This is a genomic window from Agromyces mediolanus, assembly GCF_023715325.1.
In the GTDB taxonomy this organism is placed as follows: Bacteria; Actinomycetota; Actinomycetes; order Actinomycetales; family Microbacteriaceae; genus Agromyces; species Agromyces mediolanus_A.
Window position 1 is genome coordinate 424,390 of the sequence record NZ_JAMBNX010000002.1, and the last position, 18,309, is coordinate 442,698.

General features: G+C 72.9%; 20 protein-coding genes. 11 read left to right on the forward strand and 9 right to left on the reverse strand.

The window, feature by feature from the left end; genetic code table 11:
- Positions 1–888, forward strand: coding sequence for an LLM class flavin-dependent oxidoreductase (locus M3147_RS05720; RefSeq protein WP_251202507.1), 888 nt, complete (start codon positions 1–3; stop codon positions 886–888).
- 101 nt (positions 889–989) lie between these two features.
- The gene (locus M3147_RS05725) at positions 990–1,589 is read left to right on the forward strand and encodes a hypothetical protein (RefSeq protein WP_251202508.1); all 600 of its coding nucleotides are present in this window, start codon (positions 990–992) and stop codon (positions 1,587–1,589) included.
- A gap of 30 nt (positions 1,590–1,619) precedes the next feature.
- Here the strand turns inward: M3147_RS05725 and M3147_RS05730 are convergent, their stop codons facing one another.
- The gene (locus M3147_RS05730; RefSeq protein ID WP_251202509.1) at positions 1,620–1,994 is read right to left on the reverse strand and encodes a thioredoxin family protein; all 375 of its coding nucleotides are present in this window, start codon (positions 1,992–1,994) and stop codon (positions 1,620–1,622) included.
- A 115-nt stretch (positions 1,995–2,109) separates the two neighbouring features.
- Here M3147_RS05730 and M3147_RS05735 point away from each other — a divergent pair, with 115 nt between their 5' ends.
- Positions 2,110–3,081, forward strand: coding sequence for an alpha/beta fold hydrolase (locus tag M3147_RS05735; protein WP_251202510.1), 972 nt, complete (start codon positions 2,110–2,112; stop codon positions 3,079–3,081).
- On the opposite strand, the gene M3147_RS05740 is transcribed toward M3147_RS05735, so the two are convergent.
- On the reverse strand, positions 3,066–3,833 hold the full coding sequence (locus tag M3147_RS05740; RefSeq protein ID WP_251202511.1) for a glycosyltransferase family 2 protein: 768 nt from the start codon (positions 3,831–3,833) through the stop codon (positions 3,066–3,068). The two genes, M3147_RS05735 and M3147_RS05740, sit on opposite strands and share 16 nt — an antisense overlap.
- Positions 3,834–4,014: 181 nt before the next feature.
- Here M3147_RS05740 and M3147_RS05745 point away from each other — a divergent pair, with 181 nt between their 5' ends.
- Both M3147_RS05745 and M3147_RS05750 read left to right on the forward strand, forming a co-directional pair.
- Positions 4,015–5,226, forward strand: a complete 1,212-nt coding sequence (locus M3147_RS05745) for an LLM class flavin-dependent oxidoreductase (protein ID WP_251202512.1) — start codon at positions 4,015–4,017, stop codon at positions 5,224–5,226.
- Positions 5,223–5,855 (forward strand): FMN reductase, encoded by a 633-nt coding sequence (locus M3147_RS05750; RefSeq protein WP_251202513.1) that lies wholly within the window; start codon positions 5,223–5,225, stop codon positions 5,853–5,855. Before M3147_RS05745 ends, M3147_RS05750 begins: the two co-directional genes overlap by 4 nt.
- 67 nt (positions 5,856–5,922) lie before the next feature.
- Here the strand turns inward: M3147_RS05750 and M3147_RS05755 are convergent, their stop codons facing one another.
- The gene (locus tag M3147_RS05755) at positions 5,923–6,507 is read right to left on the reverse strand and encodes a DedA family protein (RefSeq protein ID WP_251202514.1); all 585 of its coding nucleotides are present in this window, start codon (positions 6,505–6,507) and stop codon (positions 5,923–5,925) included.
- A 65-nt stretch (positions 6,508–6,572) separates the two neighbouring features.
- Positions 6,573–6,779, reverse strand: coding sequence for a dodecin family protein (locus M3147_RS05760; RefSeq protein WP_243568674.1), 207 nt, complete (start codon positions 6,777–6,779; stop codon positions 6,573–6,575).
- Between the two features lie 213 nt (positions 6,780–6,992).
- Here M3147_RS05760 and M3147_RS05765 point away from each other — a divergent pair, with 213 nt between their 5' ends.
- Together M3147_RS05765 and M3147_RS05770 are read left to right on the forward strand one after the other, a co-directional pair.
- The gene (locus M3147_RS05765; protein ID WP_251202515.1) at positions 6,993–9,071 is read left to right on the forward strand and encodes a glycosyltransferase; all 2,079 of its coding nucleotides are present in this window, start codon (positions 6,993–6,995) and stop codon (positions 9,069–9,071) included.
- Between the two features lie 193 nt (positions 9,072–9,264).
- The gene (locus tag M3147_RS05770; protein ID WP_251202516.1) at positions 9,265–11,550 is read left to right on the forward strand and encodes a polyribonucleotide nucleotidyltransferase; all 2,286 of its coding nucleotides are present in this window, start codon (positions 9,265–9,267) and stop codon (positions 11,548–11,550) included.
- A 103-nt stretch (positions 11,551–11,653) separates the two neighbouring features.
- Here M3147_RS05770 and M3147_RS05775 read toward each other — a convergent pair whose 3' ends face one another.
- The 3 genes from M3147_RS05775 to M3147_RS05785 all read right to left on the reverse strand — a co-directional run bounded on the left by M3147_RS05775 (position 11,654) and on the right by M3147_RS05785 (position 13,086).
- The gene (locus tag M3147_RS05775; protein WP_189086071.1) at positions 11,654–11,866 is read right to left on the reverse strand and encodes a hypothetical protein; all 213 of its coding nucleotides are present in this window, start codon (positions 11,864–11,866) and stop codon (positions 11,654–11,656) included.
- Between the two features lie 5 nt (positions 11,867–11,871).
- Complete coding sequence (locus M3147_RS05780; protein WP_251202517.1) at positions 11,872–12,528, reverse strand: ArsR/SmtB family transcription factor; 657 nt, start codon at positions 12,526–12,528, stop codon at positions 11,872–11,874.
- Between the two features lie 99 nt (positions 12,529–12,627).
- Positions 12,628–13,086, reverse strand: coding sequence for an Lrp/AsnC family transcriptional regulator (locus M3147_RS05785; RefSeq protein WP_251202518.1), 459 nt, complete (start codon positions 13,084–13,086; stop codon positions 12,628–12,630).
- 168 nt (positions 13,087–13,254) lie between these two features.
- Between M3147_RS05785 and pdhA the strand changes: the two genes are divergently transcribed.
- The 4 genes from pdhA to M3147_RS05805 all read left to right on the forward strand — a co-directional run bounded on the left by pdhA (position 13,255) and on the right by M3147_RS05805 (position 17,172).
- Positions 13,255–14,403, forward strand: coding sequence for a pyruvate dehydrogenase (acetyl-transferring) E1 component subunit alpha (gene pdhA, locus M3147_RS05790; protein WP_251202519.1), 1,149 nt, complete (start codon positions 13,255–13,257; stop codon positions 14,401–14,403).
- Entirely contained in the window at positions 14,400–15,410 is a 1,011-nt protein-coding gene (locus tag M3147_RS05795; RefSeq protein ID WP_251202520.1) for an alpha-ketoacid dehydrogenase subunit beta, read from the forward strand. The genes pdhA and M3147_RS05795 overlap by 4 nt, the downstream gene beginning before the upstream one ends.
- A complete protein-coding gene (locus tag M3147_RS05800) occupies positions 15,407–16,792 on the forward strand; it encodes a dihydrolipoamide acetyltransferase family protein (RefSeq protein ID WP_251202521.1) in 1,386 nt (461 codons plus the stop codon). Before M3147_RS05795 ends, M3147_RS05800 begins: the two co-directional genes overlap by 4 nt.
- An 89-nt stretch (positions 16,793–16,881) precedes the next feature.
- Positions 16,882–17,172 carry a 4a-hydroxytetrahydrobiopterin dehydratase gene (locus M3147_RS05805; RefSeq protein ID WP_251202522.1) on the forward strand — a complete coding sequence of 97 codons (291 nt, stop codon included), beginning with the start codon at positions 16,882–16,884 and terminating at the stop codon, positions 17,170–17,172.
- 23 nt (positions 17,173–17,195) lie between these two features.
- Here the strand turns inward: M3147_RS05805 and M3147_RS05810 are convergent, their stop codons facing one another.
- Positions 17,196–17,675, reverse strand: coding sequence for a GNAT family N-acetyltransferase (locus M3147_RS05810; RefSeq protein ID WP_251202523.1), 480 nt, complete (start codon positions 17,673–17,675; stop codon positions 17,196–17,198).
- Positions 17,654–18,265 carry a TetR/AcrR family transcriptional regulator gene (locus tag M3147_RS05815; RefSeq protein ID WP_251202524.1) on the reverse strand — a complete coding sequence of 204 codons (612 nt, stop codon included), beginning with the start codon at positions 18,263–18,265 and terminating at the stop codon, positions 17,654–17,656. Before M3147_RS05815 ends, M3147_RS05810 begins: the two co-directional genes overlap by 22 nt.
- Positions 18,266–18,309: the final 44 nt, after the last annotated feature.

Sequence of the window (18,309 nt, forward strand, 5' to 3'; positions counted from 1 at the left end):
ATGCGCTTCGGCATCGTCATCCTTCCCCAGTACCCGTGGCCGGACGCCGCCCGGCGATGGCAGGCGGCGGAGACCTTCGGCTTCGACGTCGCCTGGACGTACGACCACCTCTCCTGGCGCTCCCTCGCCGACGAGCCGTGGCACGCGACCGTGCCGACGCTCACCGCGGCGGCGATGGTGACCTCGCGCATTCGGCTCGGCACCTTCGTCGCGAACCCGAACTTCCGTGACCCGGTGCCGTTCGCGAAGGAGCTCGGGACCCTCGATCAGATCGCGGGCGGGCGCGTGGTCTCCGGGCTCGGCTCCGGTGGCACGGGTTTCGACGCGCACGTGCTCGGTCAGGCCGCGCTGTCGCCCCGGCAGCGCCACGATCGCTACGTCGAGTTCGTGGAGGCGCTCGATCGGCTGCTCCGCTTCGAGGAGCCCGGCTCAGGCGGCATCTCGTACGCGGGTGACTGGTTCACGGCCGAACGTGCCCGGATGGTCGGTGCGCCGGCCCAGCCGCCGCGTCTGCCGATCCAGCTCGCGGCGAACGGTCCGCGCGGCCTCGCGCTCGCCGCGCGGCTCGCCGACGGCTGGATCACGACGGGGCGCTCCGAGCTCGACGCGGAGGCGTGGTGGCGGCACGTCGGCGAGCTGTCGCAGCGCTTCGCGGAGGCGTGCGCCGCCCAGGGCCGCGAGGTCGCCGGCGTCGCCCGGGTGCTCTCGCTCGACGAGGGCGAGCGATACTCGCTCGCGAGCGCCGCCGCGTTCGAGGACGCCGTCGAACGGGCCCGGGCGCTCGGCTTCGACGAGGTCGTCGCGCACTGGCCGCGCGAGTCCGGCATCTACGCCGGCGACGAGCGGGTGCTCGAGGACGTCGCCGCCCGGCTGCCCGCTCTGCGCTGAGACGGTGCGCCCGGGCGGAGCGCCACCGCGCCGCCCCGCCGCGCCGCAGCGCTGGGAAGGCGCCGTGAGTCGGCCGCTGGCGAGCAGATACCGTTGAGGGCATGTCAGCCCCCCGCCGCAAGCCCCTGCTCCTGTGGGAGCCGTTCCCGTACCTCGCGCTCTTCGTCGTGCTGCTGGCGACGAGCTTCGTGCGGCCGGGGGCCGAGCCGTGGCTGTTCTGGCCGCTCATCGTGCTGCTCACGGTGGCGCTCGTCTACCTGGTGATCTCGATCGGCCGGGAGAAGCGGGGCGCGAACCCCGACCAGTGGGGAAACCTCCTCGGGGTCGACGACCTCACCCTCGTCGAGGCTCCCTCGGCCTACCGCGAGCTGCGCACCGTCGTGCCGATCGACGGCGCCGCGCATCGGCAATCGGGCATCGAGATCGCCCGCACGCAGGGCGGACCCGAGCAGCCGGCGGTGCTCGTGCCGCGCGCGAGCCGCTGGATGGCCCGCCGCTACCGGGTCGGCGTGCAGCTCGTCGGCGGGCAGCGACCCCGGCACGCGGGCTACCTCGGTCAGGCGGCGGAGGACCGCTACGTGGACCGGCTCGACGCGCTGCGCGGCGAGGGCAGGTACGTGCGAGTGCCGGCGCGCATCGTCGGCGACGGCCGGCCGTTCAAGGTGGAGCTCGACCTCAGCGGACTCGACGAGGCGATCTGAACCGGCTCGCCCGGCGCGCTGAAGCCCGGGTCAGGAGGCCTGGCCGTCTTCCTCGCGCGCGAGCTGCTCGCGCACCTGATCCATGTCGAGCTCGCGGACCTGCGAGACGAGGTCGTCGAGCACCGGGCGGGGAAGCGCACCGGCCTGAGCGAAGACGCCGATGCCGTCCTTGAACGCCATGATCGTCGGGATCGAGGTGATGTTCATCGCCGCGGCGAGCTGCTGCTGGTCCTCGGTGTCGACCTTCGCGAAGACGAGGTCGGGGTTCGCCGCGGCCGCGGCCTCGTAGTTCGGCGCGAACTGCAGGCAGGGGCCGCACCAGGACGCCCAGAAGTCGACGAAGACGGTGCCGCCCTCGAGGATCGTCTTCTCGAAGGTGTCCATGGTGAGCGCGACGGTAGCCATGCGCGCCAGCCTACGTGCCGCAGCTTTGAAGCCGCCCAGTGTTCGCTCTCGGCGATGGCCGGGCGATGCCCCGCGCTTCCGCCGATTCGAGCAGCCTCGGCGCTATCGTGAGGGCGTGACTGAGCACGGTCCCGATGAGGCCGAACGGGCGACGGATGCCGCCATCCGGAGCACCCCGGCGGGCGTGCTCGCGCCGCCGCCCGCGGGGTGGGCGGCGAGGGCGGCCGAGCTCGATCGCGCCATCCCCGACTTCGACTGGCGCGCGCTTCCGGCCGGGGCCGAGCGGCTCTGGTTCGACGTCCCGAGCGGCCGGCTCGCCGGCCTCGGCATGGGGCCGGCCGACGGCGCCCGGGTGCTCCTCGTCCCGGGCGCGACCGGGTCGAAGGAGGACTTCGTCCTCATGCTGCCGCTTCTCGTCGACGCCGGCTACCGGGTCGAGGCGTTCGATCTCGCGGGGCAGTACGAGTCGGCCGGGGCCGGCCCGTGGCGACTCGATCCGCCCGCCGCCCGCTACGAGCGCTCCCTCTTCCTGGACGATCTCCTCGCGGTGCTCGCCGCGGGTCGCGGGCCGGCGCACGTGCTCGGTTACAGCTTCGCGGGCACGCTCGCCCAGGAGGCGCTGAGCCGCGAGCCAGATCGCTTCGCGAGCCTGGCGCTGCTCTCGAGCCCACCGGAGCCGGGGCAGGCGTTCCGTGGGGTCAAGCGCATCGGCGCGGTCTCGGGATTCACCACGCCGCGGCAGGGGGCCGCCCTCATGCTGTGGGGCATCCGGAACAATCTGAACCGTGTGCCGCCCGGCCGGCTCGCCTTCGTGCGCGAGCGGTTCCGGCTGACGCGGCGCGACAGCGTGGACGATCTCATCGCCTGCATGATGGCGACCCCTGACCTGCGGCGCGAGGTCGCGGCATCCGCCATCCCGAAGCTCGTCGCGGTCGGGGCGCACGATCTCTGGCCGACCGAGCTGCACGAGCGCTCGGCGCGCGAGCTCGGCGCGCGCTTCGTCGTGTATCCGACGGGGCACAGCCCCTGCGAGACGACGCCGCACCAGCTCGTCCGCGACCTGCTGGCGCTTTACGCCACGGCCTGATCGCCGGCGTCCGCTGCCGCATCACGCGCAGCCTCCCGGTGTTCGGCCCGCCTGGCGAGCGCGGGCCACTCGCGCCACTCCACGGCGAGCGTGTGAAACGCCATCCGCAGTCGGCGGCCGAGGGCGGCCCAGCTGTCGAAGGGGCGCGCCGACACCTCGACGACGAGCGTGGGCTCGTACGCGACCGACATGCCGGGGCGGAGCCACCAGGCGAGATCGAGGTCGTCGTGCACGTCGGCGCGGTCGCGGTGCACGATCCCGCGCAGCTCGCGCCAGGCGTCGGCCCGGAGCGCGTAGTTCGAGCCGAACAGCGGGGGATGGCCGAGCAGGATGCCGATGGCCCAGAAGTAGCCGCCGATGTAGAGGTACCTGGCGACCCAGCGGGTGAACGCGGTGCCGCCGTAGAAGCGGCCCGGGCCGGTGACGGCGGTCGGGGCGTCGGTGCGAGCCATCCGCTCCTCGACGCGGGCCAGCCAGTCGGACGGGGGCACCGAGTCCGCGTCGAGGCGGGCGAGCAGTTCACCGCGGGCGGCGTCGAAGCCCGCGGCCGTGGCGGGCCAGATGCCGCGCCGGGGCTGCGTCACCACTCGGGCGCCGGCCGCGAGCGCCACGGCGGCCGAGTCGTCGCGGGAGCCGTTGTCGACGACGATCACCTCGTCGGGCGGACGGGTCTGCCCGGCGAGTGCGGCGAGGCACGCCCGGAGCATGGCGGCATCGTCCAAGCAGGGGATGACGACCGAGATGCTGCCCATCACCCCGGAGTCTAGACCCGGGGTGCGCGCCGACGCCGGTGGCAGGGCAGACTGGATCCGGCGCGTCATCCGCGTCGCCGTCGTCGGGATCGGCAACGTGGGAATAGCTTCGGGGCCCGCCTCGTTCACACTCTATGCAAACGCATTGAACAGCCATCGACCCGCACCCCAGGAGGACGCCGTGCAGTTCGGAATCTTCACCGTCAGCGACATCACGCAGGACCCGACGACCGGCCGCACGCCGACCGAGGCGGAGCGGATCCAGGCGACGATCGCGATCGCCAAGCACGCCGAAGAGGTCGGCCTCGACGTCTTCGCGCTCGGCGAGCACCACAACCCGCCGTTCTGGTCCTCGTCGCCCACGACGACGCTCGCCTACATCGCCGGCCAGACCTCGACGCTGCAGCTCTCCACCGCGACGACGCTCATCACCACGAACGACCCGGTGAAGATCGCCGAGGACTACGCGATGCTGCAGCACGTCTCCGGGGGGCGCGCCGACCTCATGATCGGCCGCGGCAACACCGGGCCGGTCTACCCCTGGTTCGGCAAGGACATCCGCCAGGGCCTGCCCATCGCCGTCGAGAGCTACGAGCTGCTGCACCGCCTCTGGCGCGAGGACGTCGTCGACTGGGAGGGCAAGTTCCGTACCCCGCTGCAGGGCTTCACCTCGACGCCCAGGCCGCTCGACGGCGTGCCGCCGTTCGTCTGGCACGGCTCGATCCGCACGCCGGAGATCGCCGAGCAGGCCGCCTACTACGGCGACGGCTTCTTTGCGAACCACATCTTCTGGCCCGCCTCGCACACCCAGCGCATGATCGCGCTGTACCGGCAGCGCTTCGAGCACCACGGCCACGGCACCGCCGCGCAGGCGATCGTCGGCCTCGGCGGCCAGGTCTTCATGCGCCGCAACTCGCAGGACGCGGTGCGCGACTTCCGGCCCTACTTCGACAACGCGCCCGTCTACGGTCACGGCCCGAGCCTCGAGGAGTTCAGCCAGCAGACTCCGCTCACCGTCGGCAGCCCGCAGGAGGTCATCGACCGCACCCTCGGATTCCGCGACTACGTGGGCGACTACCAGCGCCAGCTGTTCCTCGTCGACCACGCGGGCCTGCCGCTGAAGACCGTGCTCGAGCAGCTCGACCTGCTCGGCGAGGTCGTCGGGGTGCTCCGCACCGAGTTCGCGAAGAACCGCCCCGCCGAGGTGCCCGACGCCCCGACGCACGCCGCCCTCGTCGCCGCGAAGTACGGTGACGAGGCGCCCCGCCAGGCGACCCCGAACGCCAACCGCGGCGACAACCTGACCGTGGGCGCCTCGCCCTATCAGGACGCCGCCGCCCCCACCGGCTCGGCCTTCGGGCCCGCCGCGACCCGTGCCGGAGGTGCACGTTGACCGCCAAGCAGATCGTCGTCGTCTCGGCCGGGCTCTCCACGCCGAGCTCCACCCGTCAGCTCGCCGACCGGCTCGCCGCCGATGCGGTGGCCGCCCTCGCCGAGCGAGGGGTCGAAGCGGAGGTGCGCACCTTCGAGCTGCGCGAGCTCGCCCACGACATCACGAACCACCTGCTGCTGGGCTTCGCGCCGCCGAAGCTCGAGGAGGCGCTCGACGCCGTGGCCTCGGCCGACGGGCTCATCGCGGTCACGCCGATCTTCACGACGAGCTACGCGGGCCTGTTCAAGTCGTTCATCGACGTGATCGACCCGCAGGCGCTCACCGACCTCCCGGTGCTCCTCGGCGCGACCGGCGGCACGCCCCGGCACTCGCTCGCGATCGACTACGCGATGCGGCCGCTGTTCACCTATCTGCACGCGGTGCCGGTGACCACCGGGGTGTTCGCCGCCACGAGCGACTGGGGCGGCGCGGACGGCGACGGCGTGCGCTCGCTGCCCGAGCGGATCTTCCGCGGTGCGAAGGAGTTCGCCGAGCTCGTCGAGCGCACCGACCGCTCGCAGCACGTCGCCGACCCGTTCCGGCTCGACCGGCCGATGGGTCACCTCATCGGCGGCCTCGCCGGCGAGTAACCCTCCGCCCCCGGAACCGAGTTGCCCGACTTTCATGAAAGTTGGGCAACTCGGCGTTTCGGCGGGCTCAGGGGGCGAAGCGGCGGACGAGCGCGTCGACCCCGAGGCCCGCGACGATCGCGACCGGGATCGAGACGACGAGGGCGAGCAGCGGCTGCTCGGCGAACGCCGAACCGACCACCGCCCCCATCGCCGTGTTGAACACCGCCCAGGCGAGCCCGGCCGCCGCCGACAACGGGAGGTACCGGCCGAGCGGAATCCGCACGGCCCCGGCGGCGAGGTTCACGGCGATGCGGGCGAAGGGCACGTAGCGGGCGGTGAACACGAGCACCGCGGTGCGCCGGCCCACGGTGCGTCGCACCCGTTCGATCGCGGCGGCCACCCGCGGCCTCCGCTGCCACGCCCAACGATCGAGGCCTCCCGCACGGCCGATGGCGTAGCAGGCGAGGTCGCCGACGACGGCGCCGACCGCGGCGACCGGGACCACGAGGAGGGGATTCGGGTGCCCCGTCGTCGCCGCGAGCGCCCCGAGCGCCACGACGAGCGTCTCGCTCGGCAGGATGACGAGGAAGGCATCGCCGACGACGAGCGCGAAGAGCGCGGGCAGCAGCCAGGGCGAGGCGGCGAGCGATCCGAGGGCGTCGACTGACACCCCGCCTTGCTATCCCGGCGGGGTGAACGGCGGGTGGCCGAGCGGCGACCGGCCCGCGACCGCGGTCAGTCGTCGAGCACGAAGGTGACTTCGAGCGTCACCGACCAGCCGGTGATCACCCCGTCGCTCGCCTCGATCTTCTGCTCCTTCACCCACGCCCCCGAGACGTTCCGGAGCGTCTCCGACGCCCGGGCGACGCCCGCGGAGATCGCGTCGTCGAAGCTCTGCTCGGAGCGCGCGGTGATGGTGGTCACGCGGGCGACGGATGCCATGGGATCCTCCTCGATCGGGGTGGCGGCGGTCGCGGATGCGGCACCGCTCCGTCCATGCAACGCCGCCTGCAGCCCGGCGGCAAGCGCCGAGCGCCGTCCGTCCGGCGACGCGTTCGCGACCGGTCGGCGAACGCCCGCCGACGCGGCGGTGAATCCTCGGTGCCCGGGGCCGCTTCGGCGCCGAGCGGCGGTGCGCTCGGGCACCCTGGTCTCGTGAAGGTCGCGATCCTCGCCGAATCGTTCCTCCCGCACATGAACGGGGTCACCCACTCGCTCCTCCAGGTGCTGGGTCACCTGGAGCGCGCCGGACACGAGGCGCTCGTCGTCGCGCCGCGCGCCGGCCGCGTCCCCGAGCAGGCGCTCCGCGGTGCGCGGCTGCTCCAGCTGCCCTCGACGCCGCTGCCTCGCTATCCGCAGGTGCGGATCGCGGTCCCCGGTGTGCGCCGGCTCGCCGCCGCGCTCGCCGAGTTCGCCCCCGACGTGGTGCACCTCGCCTCGCCGTTCGTGCTCGGCTGGCAGGGCGTGCGCGCCGCCGAGGCGATCGGGGTACCGAGCGTCGCGGTCTACCAGACGGATGTCCCGGCCTACGCCGCGCGGTACGGCGTGCCGGCCGCGACCCCGGCGCTGGAGCGGCACGTCGCCCGACTGCACGGCCGGGCGACGCTCACGCTCGCCCCGTCGAGCTCGGCGCTCGAGCGCCTGGACGCGCTCGGCGTCCGGGATGCACGGCTCTGGCGTCGCGGGGTCGATCTCGAGCGCTTCCGCCCCGCTCGGCGCGACGAGGCCTGGCGGCGGCGCATCGCGCCCGGTGGCGAGGTCGTCGTGGGGTACGTCGGCCGGCTCGCCCCGGAGAAGCAGGTCGAGGACCTGCTGGCCCTTCGCGACGTGCCCGGCATCCGGCTCGTCGTCGTCGGCGACGGCCCGTCCCGCGACGAGCTCGAGGCGCTGCTGCCCGACGCCGTCTTCACCGGTTTTCTGGGCGGCGACGAGCTCGCGACGGCCCTCGCGAGCTTCGACGTGTTCGTGCACCCGGGTGAGAGCGAGACGTTCTGCCAGACGGTCCAGGAGGCGCACGCGAGCGGCGTCCCGGTGGTCGCCACCGGGGCCGGCGGTCCGCTCGACCTGGTCCGGCAGAGCGTCGACGGCTGGCTGTACCGACCGGGGGATCTCGCCGAGTTCGCCGCCCGCGTGGCCGACCTCGCGGGTGATGCCGCGAAGCGCCGCGCCTTCGGCCGGGCAGCCCGCCGCAGCGTCGAGGGCCGGGGCTGGGACGTGCTCTGCGAGGAGCTGCTCGGGCACTACCGCGACGCGCGGGCGCTCGCCGCGGGCGTCTCGAAGGCGGTCGCCGAGGCCGCGTCGCCGGATGCCTCGTCCGCCGCTCGGTCGAGGCAGCCTCGCCGCGGCGCGAGTGACGCACGGGCGGTGCCGAGCACCCCGCTCCGCTTCGTCGCCGTGGGCGACTCGCTCACCGAGGGGCTCTGCGACGACTCGCGCACGGCGCCGGGGGAGTACCGCGGCTGGGCCGACCGGTTGGCGATGCTGCTCGCGATGAGTCGGCCCGGTCCCGGTGTCGAGTACGCGAACCTGGCCGTCCGCAGTCGCCGCATCCGCGACGTCGTCGACGAGCAGCTGCCCGCGGCGATCGGGCTCGGCGCGGAGCTCGTCGGCGTCTTCGTGGGCGGCAACGACCTGGTGCAGCGCGGCGCCGACCCCGTCGCGCTCGCCGAGCGGCTGGGCGAGGGCATCCGAGCGGCCGCCGACACGGGCTGCCGGGTGCTCGTCGTCACGCCCTTCCTGCCCGAGCGCTGGGAGGTCAGGGGACTCCGCGCCCGGTTCGCCCGCTTCGACGAGCGGCTCCGTGAGCTCGCCGCGGAGCACGGCGCCGTCCTCGTCGACGTCGAGCACGCGCCGGAGCTGCGCGCCCGTTCCAGCTGGGCAGCGGACCGGGTGCACCTGAACCCCGCCGGCCACCGCACCCTCGCCTACGCCGCGGCGCGCGCGCTCGGCATCCCCGACGCCGCCGTCCTCGCGGACCTCGAGCTCGCCCTGCACGACGGCGCGCACTCGACGCGGGTCTCGGGGCCGACCTGGATGGCGGTGCACGTGCTGCCGTGGGTGGTCCGCCGACTGCGCGGGCGGACCGCGGGCGAAGGGCGCTTCCCGAAGCGTCCCGCGCTGGCCGCGCTGCGGGTTCCGGCCCCCGCCGAGGCCGCTCTGCTAGAGTCGAAGCGGTTGCCCGAGTGGTCACCGCCTCGCAGCTCTGCCTCGCAGCAGGCTGCGAACCGCAACTGAACACCGAGCACCTTCGGAGCAGGCCGGCAGGAAGCTGGTCCCCTGTGGTGGCTTACCGACTCGATTCGGTGGACTTCTACTGGTGGCCAGCGTGAGTGCATCGTCCTGATGCGATTCGTATTGCCTGTTCCTGCTCCTTCGTATGCAGTCGTGCCCACACGGGGTGCGACGGGAAACAAAGGAGAGAGACCTCTTGGAAGGTCCTGAAATCACGTTCGCCGAGACCGTCATCGACAACGGCAAGTTCGGCACCCGCACCATCCGCTTCGAGACCGGACGCCTCGCCCAGCAGGCGCAGGGCTCCGCGGTCGCCTACATCGACGAAGAGACCATGCTGCTCTCGGCGACGAGCGTCTCGAAGCAGCCGAAGGATCACTTCGACTTCTTCCCGCTCACGATCGACGTCGAGGAGCGCATGTACGCCGCGGGCCGCATCCCCGGCTCGTTCTTCCGCCGCGAGGGCCGCCCCTCGACCGAGGCGATCCTCACCTGCCGCCTGATCGACCGGCCGCTGCGCCCCTCCTTCGTCGAGGGCCTGCGCAACGAGGTCCAGGTCGTCGTGACCGTCCTCGCCATCGAGCCCGACGAGCTCTACGACGTGCTCGCCATCAACGCCGCGTCGCTCTCGACGCAGCTGTCCGGCCTGCCGTTCTCCGGCCCGGTCGCCGGCGTCCGCGTCGCGCTCATCGACGGCCAGTGGGTCGCGTTCCCGAAGCACAGCCAGCTCGAGGAGGCCGTGTTCAGCATGGTCGTCGCGGGCCGCGTCGTGACCGAGGCCGACGGCTCCGAGGACGTCGCGATCATGATGATCGAGGCCGAGGCCACCGACAACGCGTGGAACCTCATCCAGGCCGGCGCCGTGAAGCCCGACGAGACCGTCATCGCCCAGGGCATCGAGGCGTCGAAGCCCTTCATCAAGCAGCTCGTCGTCGCGCAGCAGCAGGTCGCCAAGACCGCCGCGAAGCCGACCGCCGACTACCCGACCTTCCCGCCCTACCAGGCGGACACGAAGGCCGTCGTCGAGGCGCTCGCGCTCGACGAGCTCAAGGGCATCTACCAGATCGCCGGCAAGGTCGAGCGCCAGGACGCCGACGACGCGCTCAAGGCGCGCGTCAAGGAGCAGGTCGCGGCCAAGGTCGAGGCGGGCGAGCTGCCCGAGTCGGCGAACGCCGAGGTCTCCGCCGCCTACAAGTCGGTGACGAAGCACGTCGTGCGTTCGCGGGTCCTCGAGGAGGGCGTCCGCATCGACGGCCGCGGCCTCGCCGACATCCGCCCGCTCGACGCCGAGGTGCAGGTCGTGCCCCGCGTGCACGGTTCGGCCATCTTCCAGCGCGGCGAGACCCAGATCCTGGGCGTCACCACGCTGAACATGCTGAAGCTCGAGCAGCAGATCGACTCGCTGAGCCCGGTCACCAAGAAGCGCTACATGCACAACTACAACTTCCCGCCCTACTCGACCGGTGAGACCGGCCGCGTCGGGTCGCCGAAGCGTCGCGAGATCGGGCACGGCGCACTCGCCGAGCGCGCGCTCGTGCCGGTGCTGCCCACGCGCGAGGAGTTCCCCTACGCGATCCGTCAGGTGTCCGAGGCCCTCGGCTCCAACGGCTCGACCTCGATGGGCTCCGTCTGCGCCTCGACCCTGTCGCTGCTGAACGCCGGTGTGCCGCTGCGCGCCCCGGTCGCCGGCATCGCCATGGGCCTCATCTCCGACACCGTGAACGGCGAGACCCGCTACGCGGCGCTCACCGACATCCTCGGTGCCGAGGACGCGCTCGGCGACATGGACTTCAAGGTCGCCGGCACGAGCGAGTTCGTCACGGCCATCCAGCTCGACACGAAGCTCGACGGCATCCCCGCCTCGGTGCTCGCCGGCGCGCTGACCCAGGCCAAGGAGGCCCGCACCACCATCCTCGCCGTGCTCAACGCGGCGATCGACGGCCCGGACGAGATGGCCCCGACCGCTCCGCGCGTCATCAGCGTGCAGATCCCGGTCGACAAGATCGGCGAGCTGATCGGCCCGAAGGGCAAGACGATCAACGCGATCCAGGACGAGACCGGCGCCGACATCTCCATCGAGGAGGACGGCACCGTCTACATCGGCGCCACCGACGGCCCCTCGGCCGAGGCGGCCCGCGCCCAGGTGAACGCGATCGCGAACCCCACCAACCCGGAGGTCGGCGAGCAGTTCCTCGGCACCGTCGTGAAGATCGCCACCTTCGGCGCCTTCGTGTCGCTGCTGCCGGGCAAGGACGGCCTGCTGCACATCTCCGAGGTGCGCAAGCTCGCCGGCGGCAAGCGCGTCGAGAACGTCGAGGACGTGCTGGGCGTCGGGCAGAAGCTGCTCGTCGAGATCACCAAGATCGACGACCGCGGCAAGCTCTCGCTCGCCCCGGTCCTGCAGGAAGACGCCGACGCCGAGGGTCGTGCCGCCACTGGCGAGCACACCGACGCGCCGGCCGAGGGCGCCGAGGTCGAGTGACCGCGGTTCCCGCCTGACACGCGGATGCCCCGCCCGATTCGTTCGGGCGGGGCATCCGTCGTTTCCGGGCCGCTGCGGACGACGCGCAGCGCCGGCCCGTCGCTCAGAGCGGGAGATAGCCCGCGCTGCGGAACAGCTCGTCGCGCTCGGCGAGGGCGCGCTCGGCGGCGGCCCGGGCCTCGGCCCGGCCGAGCAGCTGCTCGCGGTCGGTGCGGCGGCTGGCGCGGCGCAGGCCCCAGCTCGCGAGCCCGAGGCCGCTGCGGACGGCGAGGCCGGCGAGGCGGCCGGCGCCGGGGGAGAGGGTGGCGGTGGTCATGATGGTCACTCCTTCCGAGTGCGGTCCTGGGTGGCCTCGCCGCGCACGAGCGGGAAGGCGTTGAGGTGGATCTGCACGGGCATGGAGCCCGGCGTGGGCGTGCGCTTGTAGCGCTCGCCGAACTTCAGGAACACCGCGTCGATCTCGGCGACGAGCTCGGCGAGCTGCTCGACGGTGAGCCGGAGGTTGATCGTGTCGCTGGTGGCGACCTCGAGCCACTCCTTGCCGAAGACGTGCGGGCCGTCGGCGACGAAGTCCCGGTAGTTGCGGTCGCGGATCGTGAGCCACTCGTCTTCGACGAGCTTCGCGGCCAACCGCTCGGCGCTGCCCGGGGGCAGGTCCTGCGGGTCGGGTACGGCGACCGAGCCGGGCGTGCGCTCCCACCACCGTTCGCGGCCGGTGCCGCGGCTGGTGTCCTCGCGGACGAGGCCGGCGCGCTCGAGCTGGCGGAGGTGGTAGCTCATGGAGCCGCTCGACTCGCTCAGCCGTTCGCCGAGGCCGCTCGCGGTGAGCGGGCCGTAGGAGGACAGCTCGTCGTAGATGCGGATGCGGAGCGGGTGGCCGAGCGACTTCAGGGCCGTCGCCGACAGCACATGGTCGATGCCGGGATGGCGGGTGCTGCTCGGCTGTGCCGCGATGTGGGACGGGGTGGTGTCGCTCATGGATGCAAAGATACCCTTGCAAAGAAAGCTTTGCAAGTATTTATTTGCAAGTATTCGTTTGCAACGGTTTCTTTGTGATCGCGCCGCGCGCGGTGCGGCTCAGCGATCGAGCAACGGCCCGAGTCGGTAGGGGATGAGCTCGCCCATCGAGAGCGAGGTCTCGGTGCGTTCGACCCCGTCGACCGCGAGGATCTCCCCGTCGATGCGGAAGAGGTCGTGCGCGTCGCGGCAGACGACGCGCACCAGGAGATCGACCGATCCGGAGAGGCCGTGCGCCTGCAGCACCTCGGGGATCGCCGCGATCCGCTCGACCACCTCCGAGAGCCGCTTCTGGCGCACGTGCACCGCGACGAAGGCCTCGAGCGGGTACCCGAGCGGCGCCGGATCGATCGCGCGCTCGAAGGAGGCGAAGGCGCCGGATGCCTCGAGCCGGGCGAGCCTGGCCTGCACCGTGTTGCGGCTGAGACCGAGCCGCTCCGCCAGGGCGACGACGGTCGCCCGGTGGTCGGCGGCGAGGGCGGCGAGGAGGGCGCGGTCGAGCTGGTCGAGAGTGCTCATGCTGCGCAGTGTAGCGAGATTGTGTGGATTCCGATTGAGCAACATGCTCAGTCGATACGGCGATGCTTGAGCTGTGTGACCTTCGGACGTAGCCTCGGGGGTATCCGGCGACGTGGCCGGCGAGTCGGAGGGCCCACGAAGCGCTCCGCCGAAACAGGAGGATCAACGATGACCCTTTCCGACCGGGATGCGACCGGACTCTTGACGAGGCCCGGGTCGTTCGTTCAGCTCGTCGACGAGACGGGCGCCCGGCGCCACGATGCCGAGTTCGACCCCTGGGTCGCCGACGTCGACGCCGCGGCGCTCGGCCGGCTCTACCGGGACATGGTCATCGTCCGCCGGCTCGACGCCGAGGGCGTCGCCCTGCAGCGCCAGGGCGAGCTGGGGCTCTGGCCGCCGCTCGCCGGGCAGGAGGCCGCGCAGATCGGCTCCGTCCGTGCGCTGCACGACGACGACTTCGCGTTCACCAGCTACCGCGAGCTGGCGGTCGCCTGGGCGCGCGGCGTCCCGCCCGAGGGCCTCGTCGCCACCTGGCGCGGCACCGCGTCGTCCGGCTGGGACCCGGCCGCGCATCGCGTCGCCGTGCCGCAGATCATCATCGGTGCGCAGGCGCTGCACGCCACCGGCTACGCCATGGGGCTGCGCTGGGACCACTCCGACGCGGCGGCGATCGCGTACTTCGGCGACGGCGCGACGAGCGAGGGCGACGTCAGCGAGGCGTTCGTCTTCGCCTCGAGTTTCGAGGCGCCCGTCGTCTTCTTCTGCCAGAACAACCAGTGGGCGATCTCCGAACCCGTCGGGCTGCAGTCCAAGCAGGAGCTGGCCCGCCGTGCCGACGGCTTCGCGATGCCCGGCATCCGGGTCGACGGCAACGACGTCCTCGCGGTGCTCGCCGTCACCCGCATGGCCCTCGAACGCGCCCGCCGCGGTGAAGGCCCGAGTCTCATCGAAGCGGTGACCTACCGGATGGGGCCGCACACGACCGCCGACGATCCCAGCCGGTATCGCGACGACACGGAGCTCGCCGCCTGGCGCGAGCGCGACCCCATCGCCCGCGTGCTGGCGCTCCTCGACGGACTCGGCGCCGACGTCGCCGGCCTCGAACGCGAGACCGCCGAAGCTGCAGGCCGCGCGGCCGCCGAGCTCCGTGCCGCGTGCCTCGGCCTCACCGACCCGCCCGCGCTCAGCGTCTTCGATCACGTCTACGCGGAGCCCAACACCCACGTCGAGCGTCAGCGCGAACGGTACGCGCGGTATCTCGCGCTCTTCGACGGGACGCCCGACGAGGCATCCGACGAGCACGGAGGCGCGCGATGACCACGCTCACCCTCGGCAAGGCCCTGAACCGAGGCCTCCGCAACGCCCTCGCCGCCGACGACCGCGTCGTGCTCATGGGCGAGGACATCGGCACCCTCGGCGGGGTGTTCCGCATCACCGACGGGCTCCAGGCGGAGTTCGGCCGCGAGCGGGTCGTCGACTCGCCGCTCTCGGAGGCGGGGCTCATCGGCACCGCGGTCGGGCTCGCGTACCGCGGGTTCCGTCCGGTCGTCGAGATCCAGTTCGACGGATTCATCTACCCGGGCTTCGACCAGATCGTCGCGCAGGTGGCGAAGCTGCACTATCGCTCGCGGGGTGCGGTGAAGGTCCCGATCACGATCCGCGTGCCGTTCGGCGGCGGGATCGGCGCCGCCGAGCATCACTCGGAGTCTCCCGAGGCGTACTTCGCGCACACCGCCGGGCTCCGGGTGGTGGTCTGCTCGAACCCGGCCGACGCGCACGTGATGATCCAGCAGGCGATCGCGAGCGACGATCCCGTGCTCTTCTTCGAGCCGAAGCGCCGCTACCACGTGAAGGGCGAGGTCGACGAGGAGGCGAGCCTCGCCGACGCGAAGCCGATGGGCATCGCGACGGTCGTCACCGCGGGCGACGACGTGACGCTCGTCACCTACGGCGGACTCGTGCAGACGGCGAAGGACGCCGCGGTCGCCGCGGCCGAGGACGGCATCTCCATCGAGGTCATCGACCTCCGCTCGCTCGCCCCCGTGGACTATCCGACGCTCGAGGCCTCGCTGCGACGCACCGGGCGGCTCGTGATCGCGCACGAGGCCGGGCAGCAGGGCGGCGTGGGCGCGGAGATCGCGGCGAGCCTCACCGAGCGCTGCTTCGACTTCCTCGAGCACGCGCCGGTCCGGGTCACCGGGCACGACATCCCCTACCCGCCGGCGAAGCTCGAGCAGCACCATCTGCCGGATCTCGACCGCATCCTCGACGGCGTCGACCGGGTCCTCGGCCGCGCGAACTCGCTCTCGGAGGTCGAGGCATGAGCGGCGTGCGGGCATTCGCGCTTCCGGACCTCGGCGAGGGGCTGACGGAGTCCGAGCTCGTCGCGTGGCGGGTCTCGGTCGGCGACCGGATCGAGCTCAACCAGATCGTGGCGGACGTCGAGACGGCGAAGGCCGTCGTCGAGCTGCCCTCGCCGTTCGCGGGGGTGATCACGGCGTTGCACGCCGAGCCGGGGCAGACGGTCGAGGTCGGCGCCCCGCTCTTCTCGTGCGAGACCGGCGACGCCGCGGTCGCCGATGCCCCCGCCGGGGGTGCGTCGAAAGACGCGGATGCCTCGGGCGTAGCGGATGCCGCAGGCGAGGCGCCCGAGGAGCCGGATCGCGAGCCGACCCTCGTCGGCTACGGGGCGACGGCGGATCGCGGGCCGCGGCGGCGCCAGCGGCCCGCGTCCCCGGGCGCGGGCGCCGGAGGCGGTACCTCGGTCGCGGGCAGCGGCGCGGCATCCGGTGCCGGCCCGGTCGTGGCGCCGTCGCGGCGCGGCGAACGGCCCCGTTCGACGCCGCCGGTGCGCCGGCTGGCGCGGGAGCTCGGCCTCGACCTCGAAGCGATCGAGGGCACGGGCGAGCGCGGGCTGATCACCCGCGACGACGTCGAGCGCGCCGCGACCGCCGCACCGATCCCAGCGACCGAGGCGTCCGCGACGGCCCCTCCGGCGGGCGGTCGCCCGGCGGAGACGCGGATCCCGATCCGCGGGGTCCGCAAGCACACCGCCGCCGCCATGGTGCGCAGCGCGTTCACCGCGCCGCATGTGACCGAGTTCCTCACCGTCGACGTGACCGCGACGATGGATCTCCTGCGCGGCATCCGCGAGGACCGTGAGTTCGCCGGCCACCGGATCACCCCCCTGGCCATCGTCGCCAAGGCGGTCTGCCTCGCCGCGGCGCGCACCCCCGAGGTGAACGCCCGCTGGGACGAGGAGGCGCAGGAGATCGTGCAGTTCGGCGGCGTCAACCTCGGCATCGCCGCGGCGACCGAGCGGGGGCTCGTCGTCCCCGTCATCCCGGGAGCGGAACGGATGACGCTCGTGCAGCTGGCCGACGCCATCGGCGCACTCGCGGAGACCGCCCGGGCGGGGCGCACGAGCCCGGCCGAGCTCTCGGGAGGCACGATCTCGATCACGAACATCGGCGTCTTCGGCATCGACGCGGGCACGCCGATCCTGAATCCCGGAGAGGCGGCGATCCTCGCGACGGGCCAGGTGCGCCGGCAGCCGTGGGAGCATCGCGGCGAGATCGCGCTCCGAGAGGTGATGACGCTCTCGCTCTCCTTCGACCATCGGCTCGTGGACGGCGCGCAGGGCTCCCGATTCCTCGGCGACGTCGGTCGCCTCCTGCGGGAGCCGGGGCTCGCCCTGACGATGTGAGCGGACCGCGGCGGGGGATGGCGGCACCGTCCCCCGCGGCGTAGCCTCGGGCTGGCGGGCCGTGCGCGCGGCCCGGGACGGAGGCCAGGATGGACGACCGCACGCTGCTCCTCGCCGACGAGACCGCCCAGGCGCTCGCCGGGACGCCGTTCGAGCACGCCGTCGATCATCTCGTCGCGAGCTACGAGACCGGGGACTTCTCGGCGGGGGTCCGGTTCCTCGACCGCGTCGCCGTCGTCGCGGACGAGCTCGGCCACCACCCCGACGTGCACGTGCGCTGGGGCTCGGTCACCTTCGAACTGCGGTCGCACGACGTCGGCGGGGTGACCCGGCGCGACGTCGAGCTCGCGCAGCGCATCCACGCGCTCGCGAGCGAGTAGCCTCGGCCGCAGGCTGCCGGCGATCAGTCGAGTTCGTAGACGACCCGTTCCGTCTCGCCGCCACGGGCGGGAGCGAACACGAGTTCGCGCGCGACCTCGGCGAAGCCGAGCTTCGCGAGCACCGCTCGGGAACCTGCGTTGTCCGCGGCCACCCTGGCGCGCACGGGCCGCTCGGGCAGGCCGTCGAGCAACAGACGGAGGGCGCGGGTGGCGATGCCGCGACCCCAGTGGTCGGGGTCGATCCACGAGTCGAGCACGGCCGCGCCCTGCTCCCGGCGGACCTCGACGTCGCCGACGATGCGGCCGTCGGCGCGCACGGTCCGGGTGGTGAGCGCGGGATCGGCGAGCCGCTCGGCCCAGCGGGCGGCGAACGTCGAACGATCGTCGTCGCCCGGCGTGAACGCGGCCTGCCGAACGGCGGTCTCGTCGTGGTGGAATCGGTACAGTGCGTCGAGATCGGCGGCGCGTGTGGGGCGCAGCGTCACGACATGAGGCTCGCCCATGTCATTTCCTCCAGAATGCCGCGGATGGTGGTCGCGGCGGGTCGGCGCCCAGGGGTGCGGGCGCTGTGCGGAGTGGAGTTCATGAGGCCGAAGGCGGCGTGTGCCCGGACTCTGAGCTCCTCTTCGGCCAGATCCGGCCGGAGTCGATCGAGCACGCCCACCCAGTGTTCGACGTACCTGCGCTGGAGGGTGCGCATCTCGTGCCGTGCGGCGTGGTCGAGCTGGGTGACCTCGCGCTCCTGCACGGCGATGACGTCGGCGTCGCCGACGGCGAACTCGACGTGGAATCGGATGAGGGCGCGGAGCGCCGCCTCGGGCGCCGCGTCGACGGCGAGCACGCGTTCGGCGCCGTCGAGGAGCGCCCGGCTCGCGTCGACCAGGATGGCGGCGAGCACGGCGCCCTTGCCGGGGAAGTGTCGGTAGACGGCCGGTCCGGAGACTCCGACGGCCGCGCCGAGCTCGTCGAGGGTGACCCCGGCATAGCCGCGGGCGGCGAAGAGGGTCGCCGCGGCATCGAGGATCGCGGCGCGTCGGTCGGCCTTCCGGAGGCTCCGCGGGGTGGGGGCCTCGACCTCGGTGCCACTCGTCATGCCGCTCCACCTGCTCGGGATTCAGTGAATGCAGGTTAACCGGG

Bases quoted from the DNA above. Each gene is read 5' to 3' on its own strand.
- M3147_RS05760 (WP_243568674.1), bottom strand. From the start codon at position 6,779: ATGGCATCCGTCGCCCGCGTGACCACCATCACCGCGCGCTCCGAGCAG.
- M3147_RS05780 (WP_251202517.1), bottom strand. From the start codon at position 12,528: ATGAGCGACACCACCCCGTCCCACATCGCGGCACAGCCGAGCAGCACC.
- M3147_RS05795 (WP_251202520.1), top strand. From the start codon at position 14,400: ATGACCACGCTCACCCTCGGCAAGGCCCTGAACCGAGGCCTCCGCAAC.
- M3147_RS05720 (WP_251202507.1), top strand. From the start codon at position 1: ATGCGCTTCGGCATCGTCATCCTTCCCCAGTACCCGTGGCCGGACGCC.
- M3147_RS05785 (WP_251202518.1), bottom strand. From the start codon at position 13,086: ATGAGCACTCTCGACCAGCTCGACCGCGCCCTCCTCGCCGCCCTCGCC.
- M3147_RS05730 (WP_251202509.1), bottom strand. From the start codon at position 1,994: ATGGCTACCGTCGCGCTCACCATGGACACCTTCGAGAAGACGATCCTC.
- M3147_RS05775 (WP_189086071.1), bottom strand. From the start codon at position 11,866: ATGACCACCGCCACCCTCTCCCCCGGCGCCGGCCGCCTCGCCGGCCTC.
- M3147_RS05815 (WP_251202524.1), bottom strand. From the start codon at position 18,265: ATGACGAGTGGCACCGAGGTCGAGGCCCCCACCCCGCGGAGCCTCCGG.
- M3147_RS05725 (WP_251202508.1), top strand. From the start codon at position 990: ATGTCAGCCCCCCGCCGCAAGCCCCTGCTCCTGTGGGAGCCGTTCCCG.
- M3147_RS05805 (WP_251202522.1), top strand. From the start codon at position 16,882: ATGGACGACCGCACGCTGCTCCTCGCCGACGAGACCGCCCAGGCGCTC.
- M3147_RS05810 (WP_251202523.1), bottom strand. From the start codon at position 17,675: ATGGGCGAGCCTCATGTCGTGACGCTGCGCCCCACACGCGCCGCCGAT.
- M3147_RS05800 (WP_251202521.1), top strand. From the start codon at position 15,407: ATGAGCGGCGTGCGGGCATTCGCGCTTCCGGACCTCGGCGAGGGGCTG.
- pdhA (WP_251202519.1), top strand. From the start codon at position 13,255: ATGACCCTTTCCGACCGGGATGCGACCGGACTCTTGACGAGGCCCGGG.
- M3147_RS05740 (WP_251202511.1), bottom strand. From the start codon at position 3,833: ATGGGCAGCATCTCGGTCGTCATCCCCTGCTTGGACGATGCCGCCATG.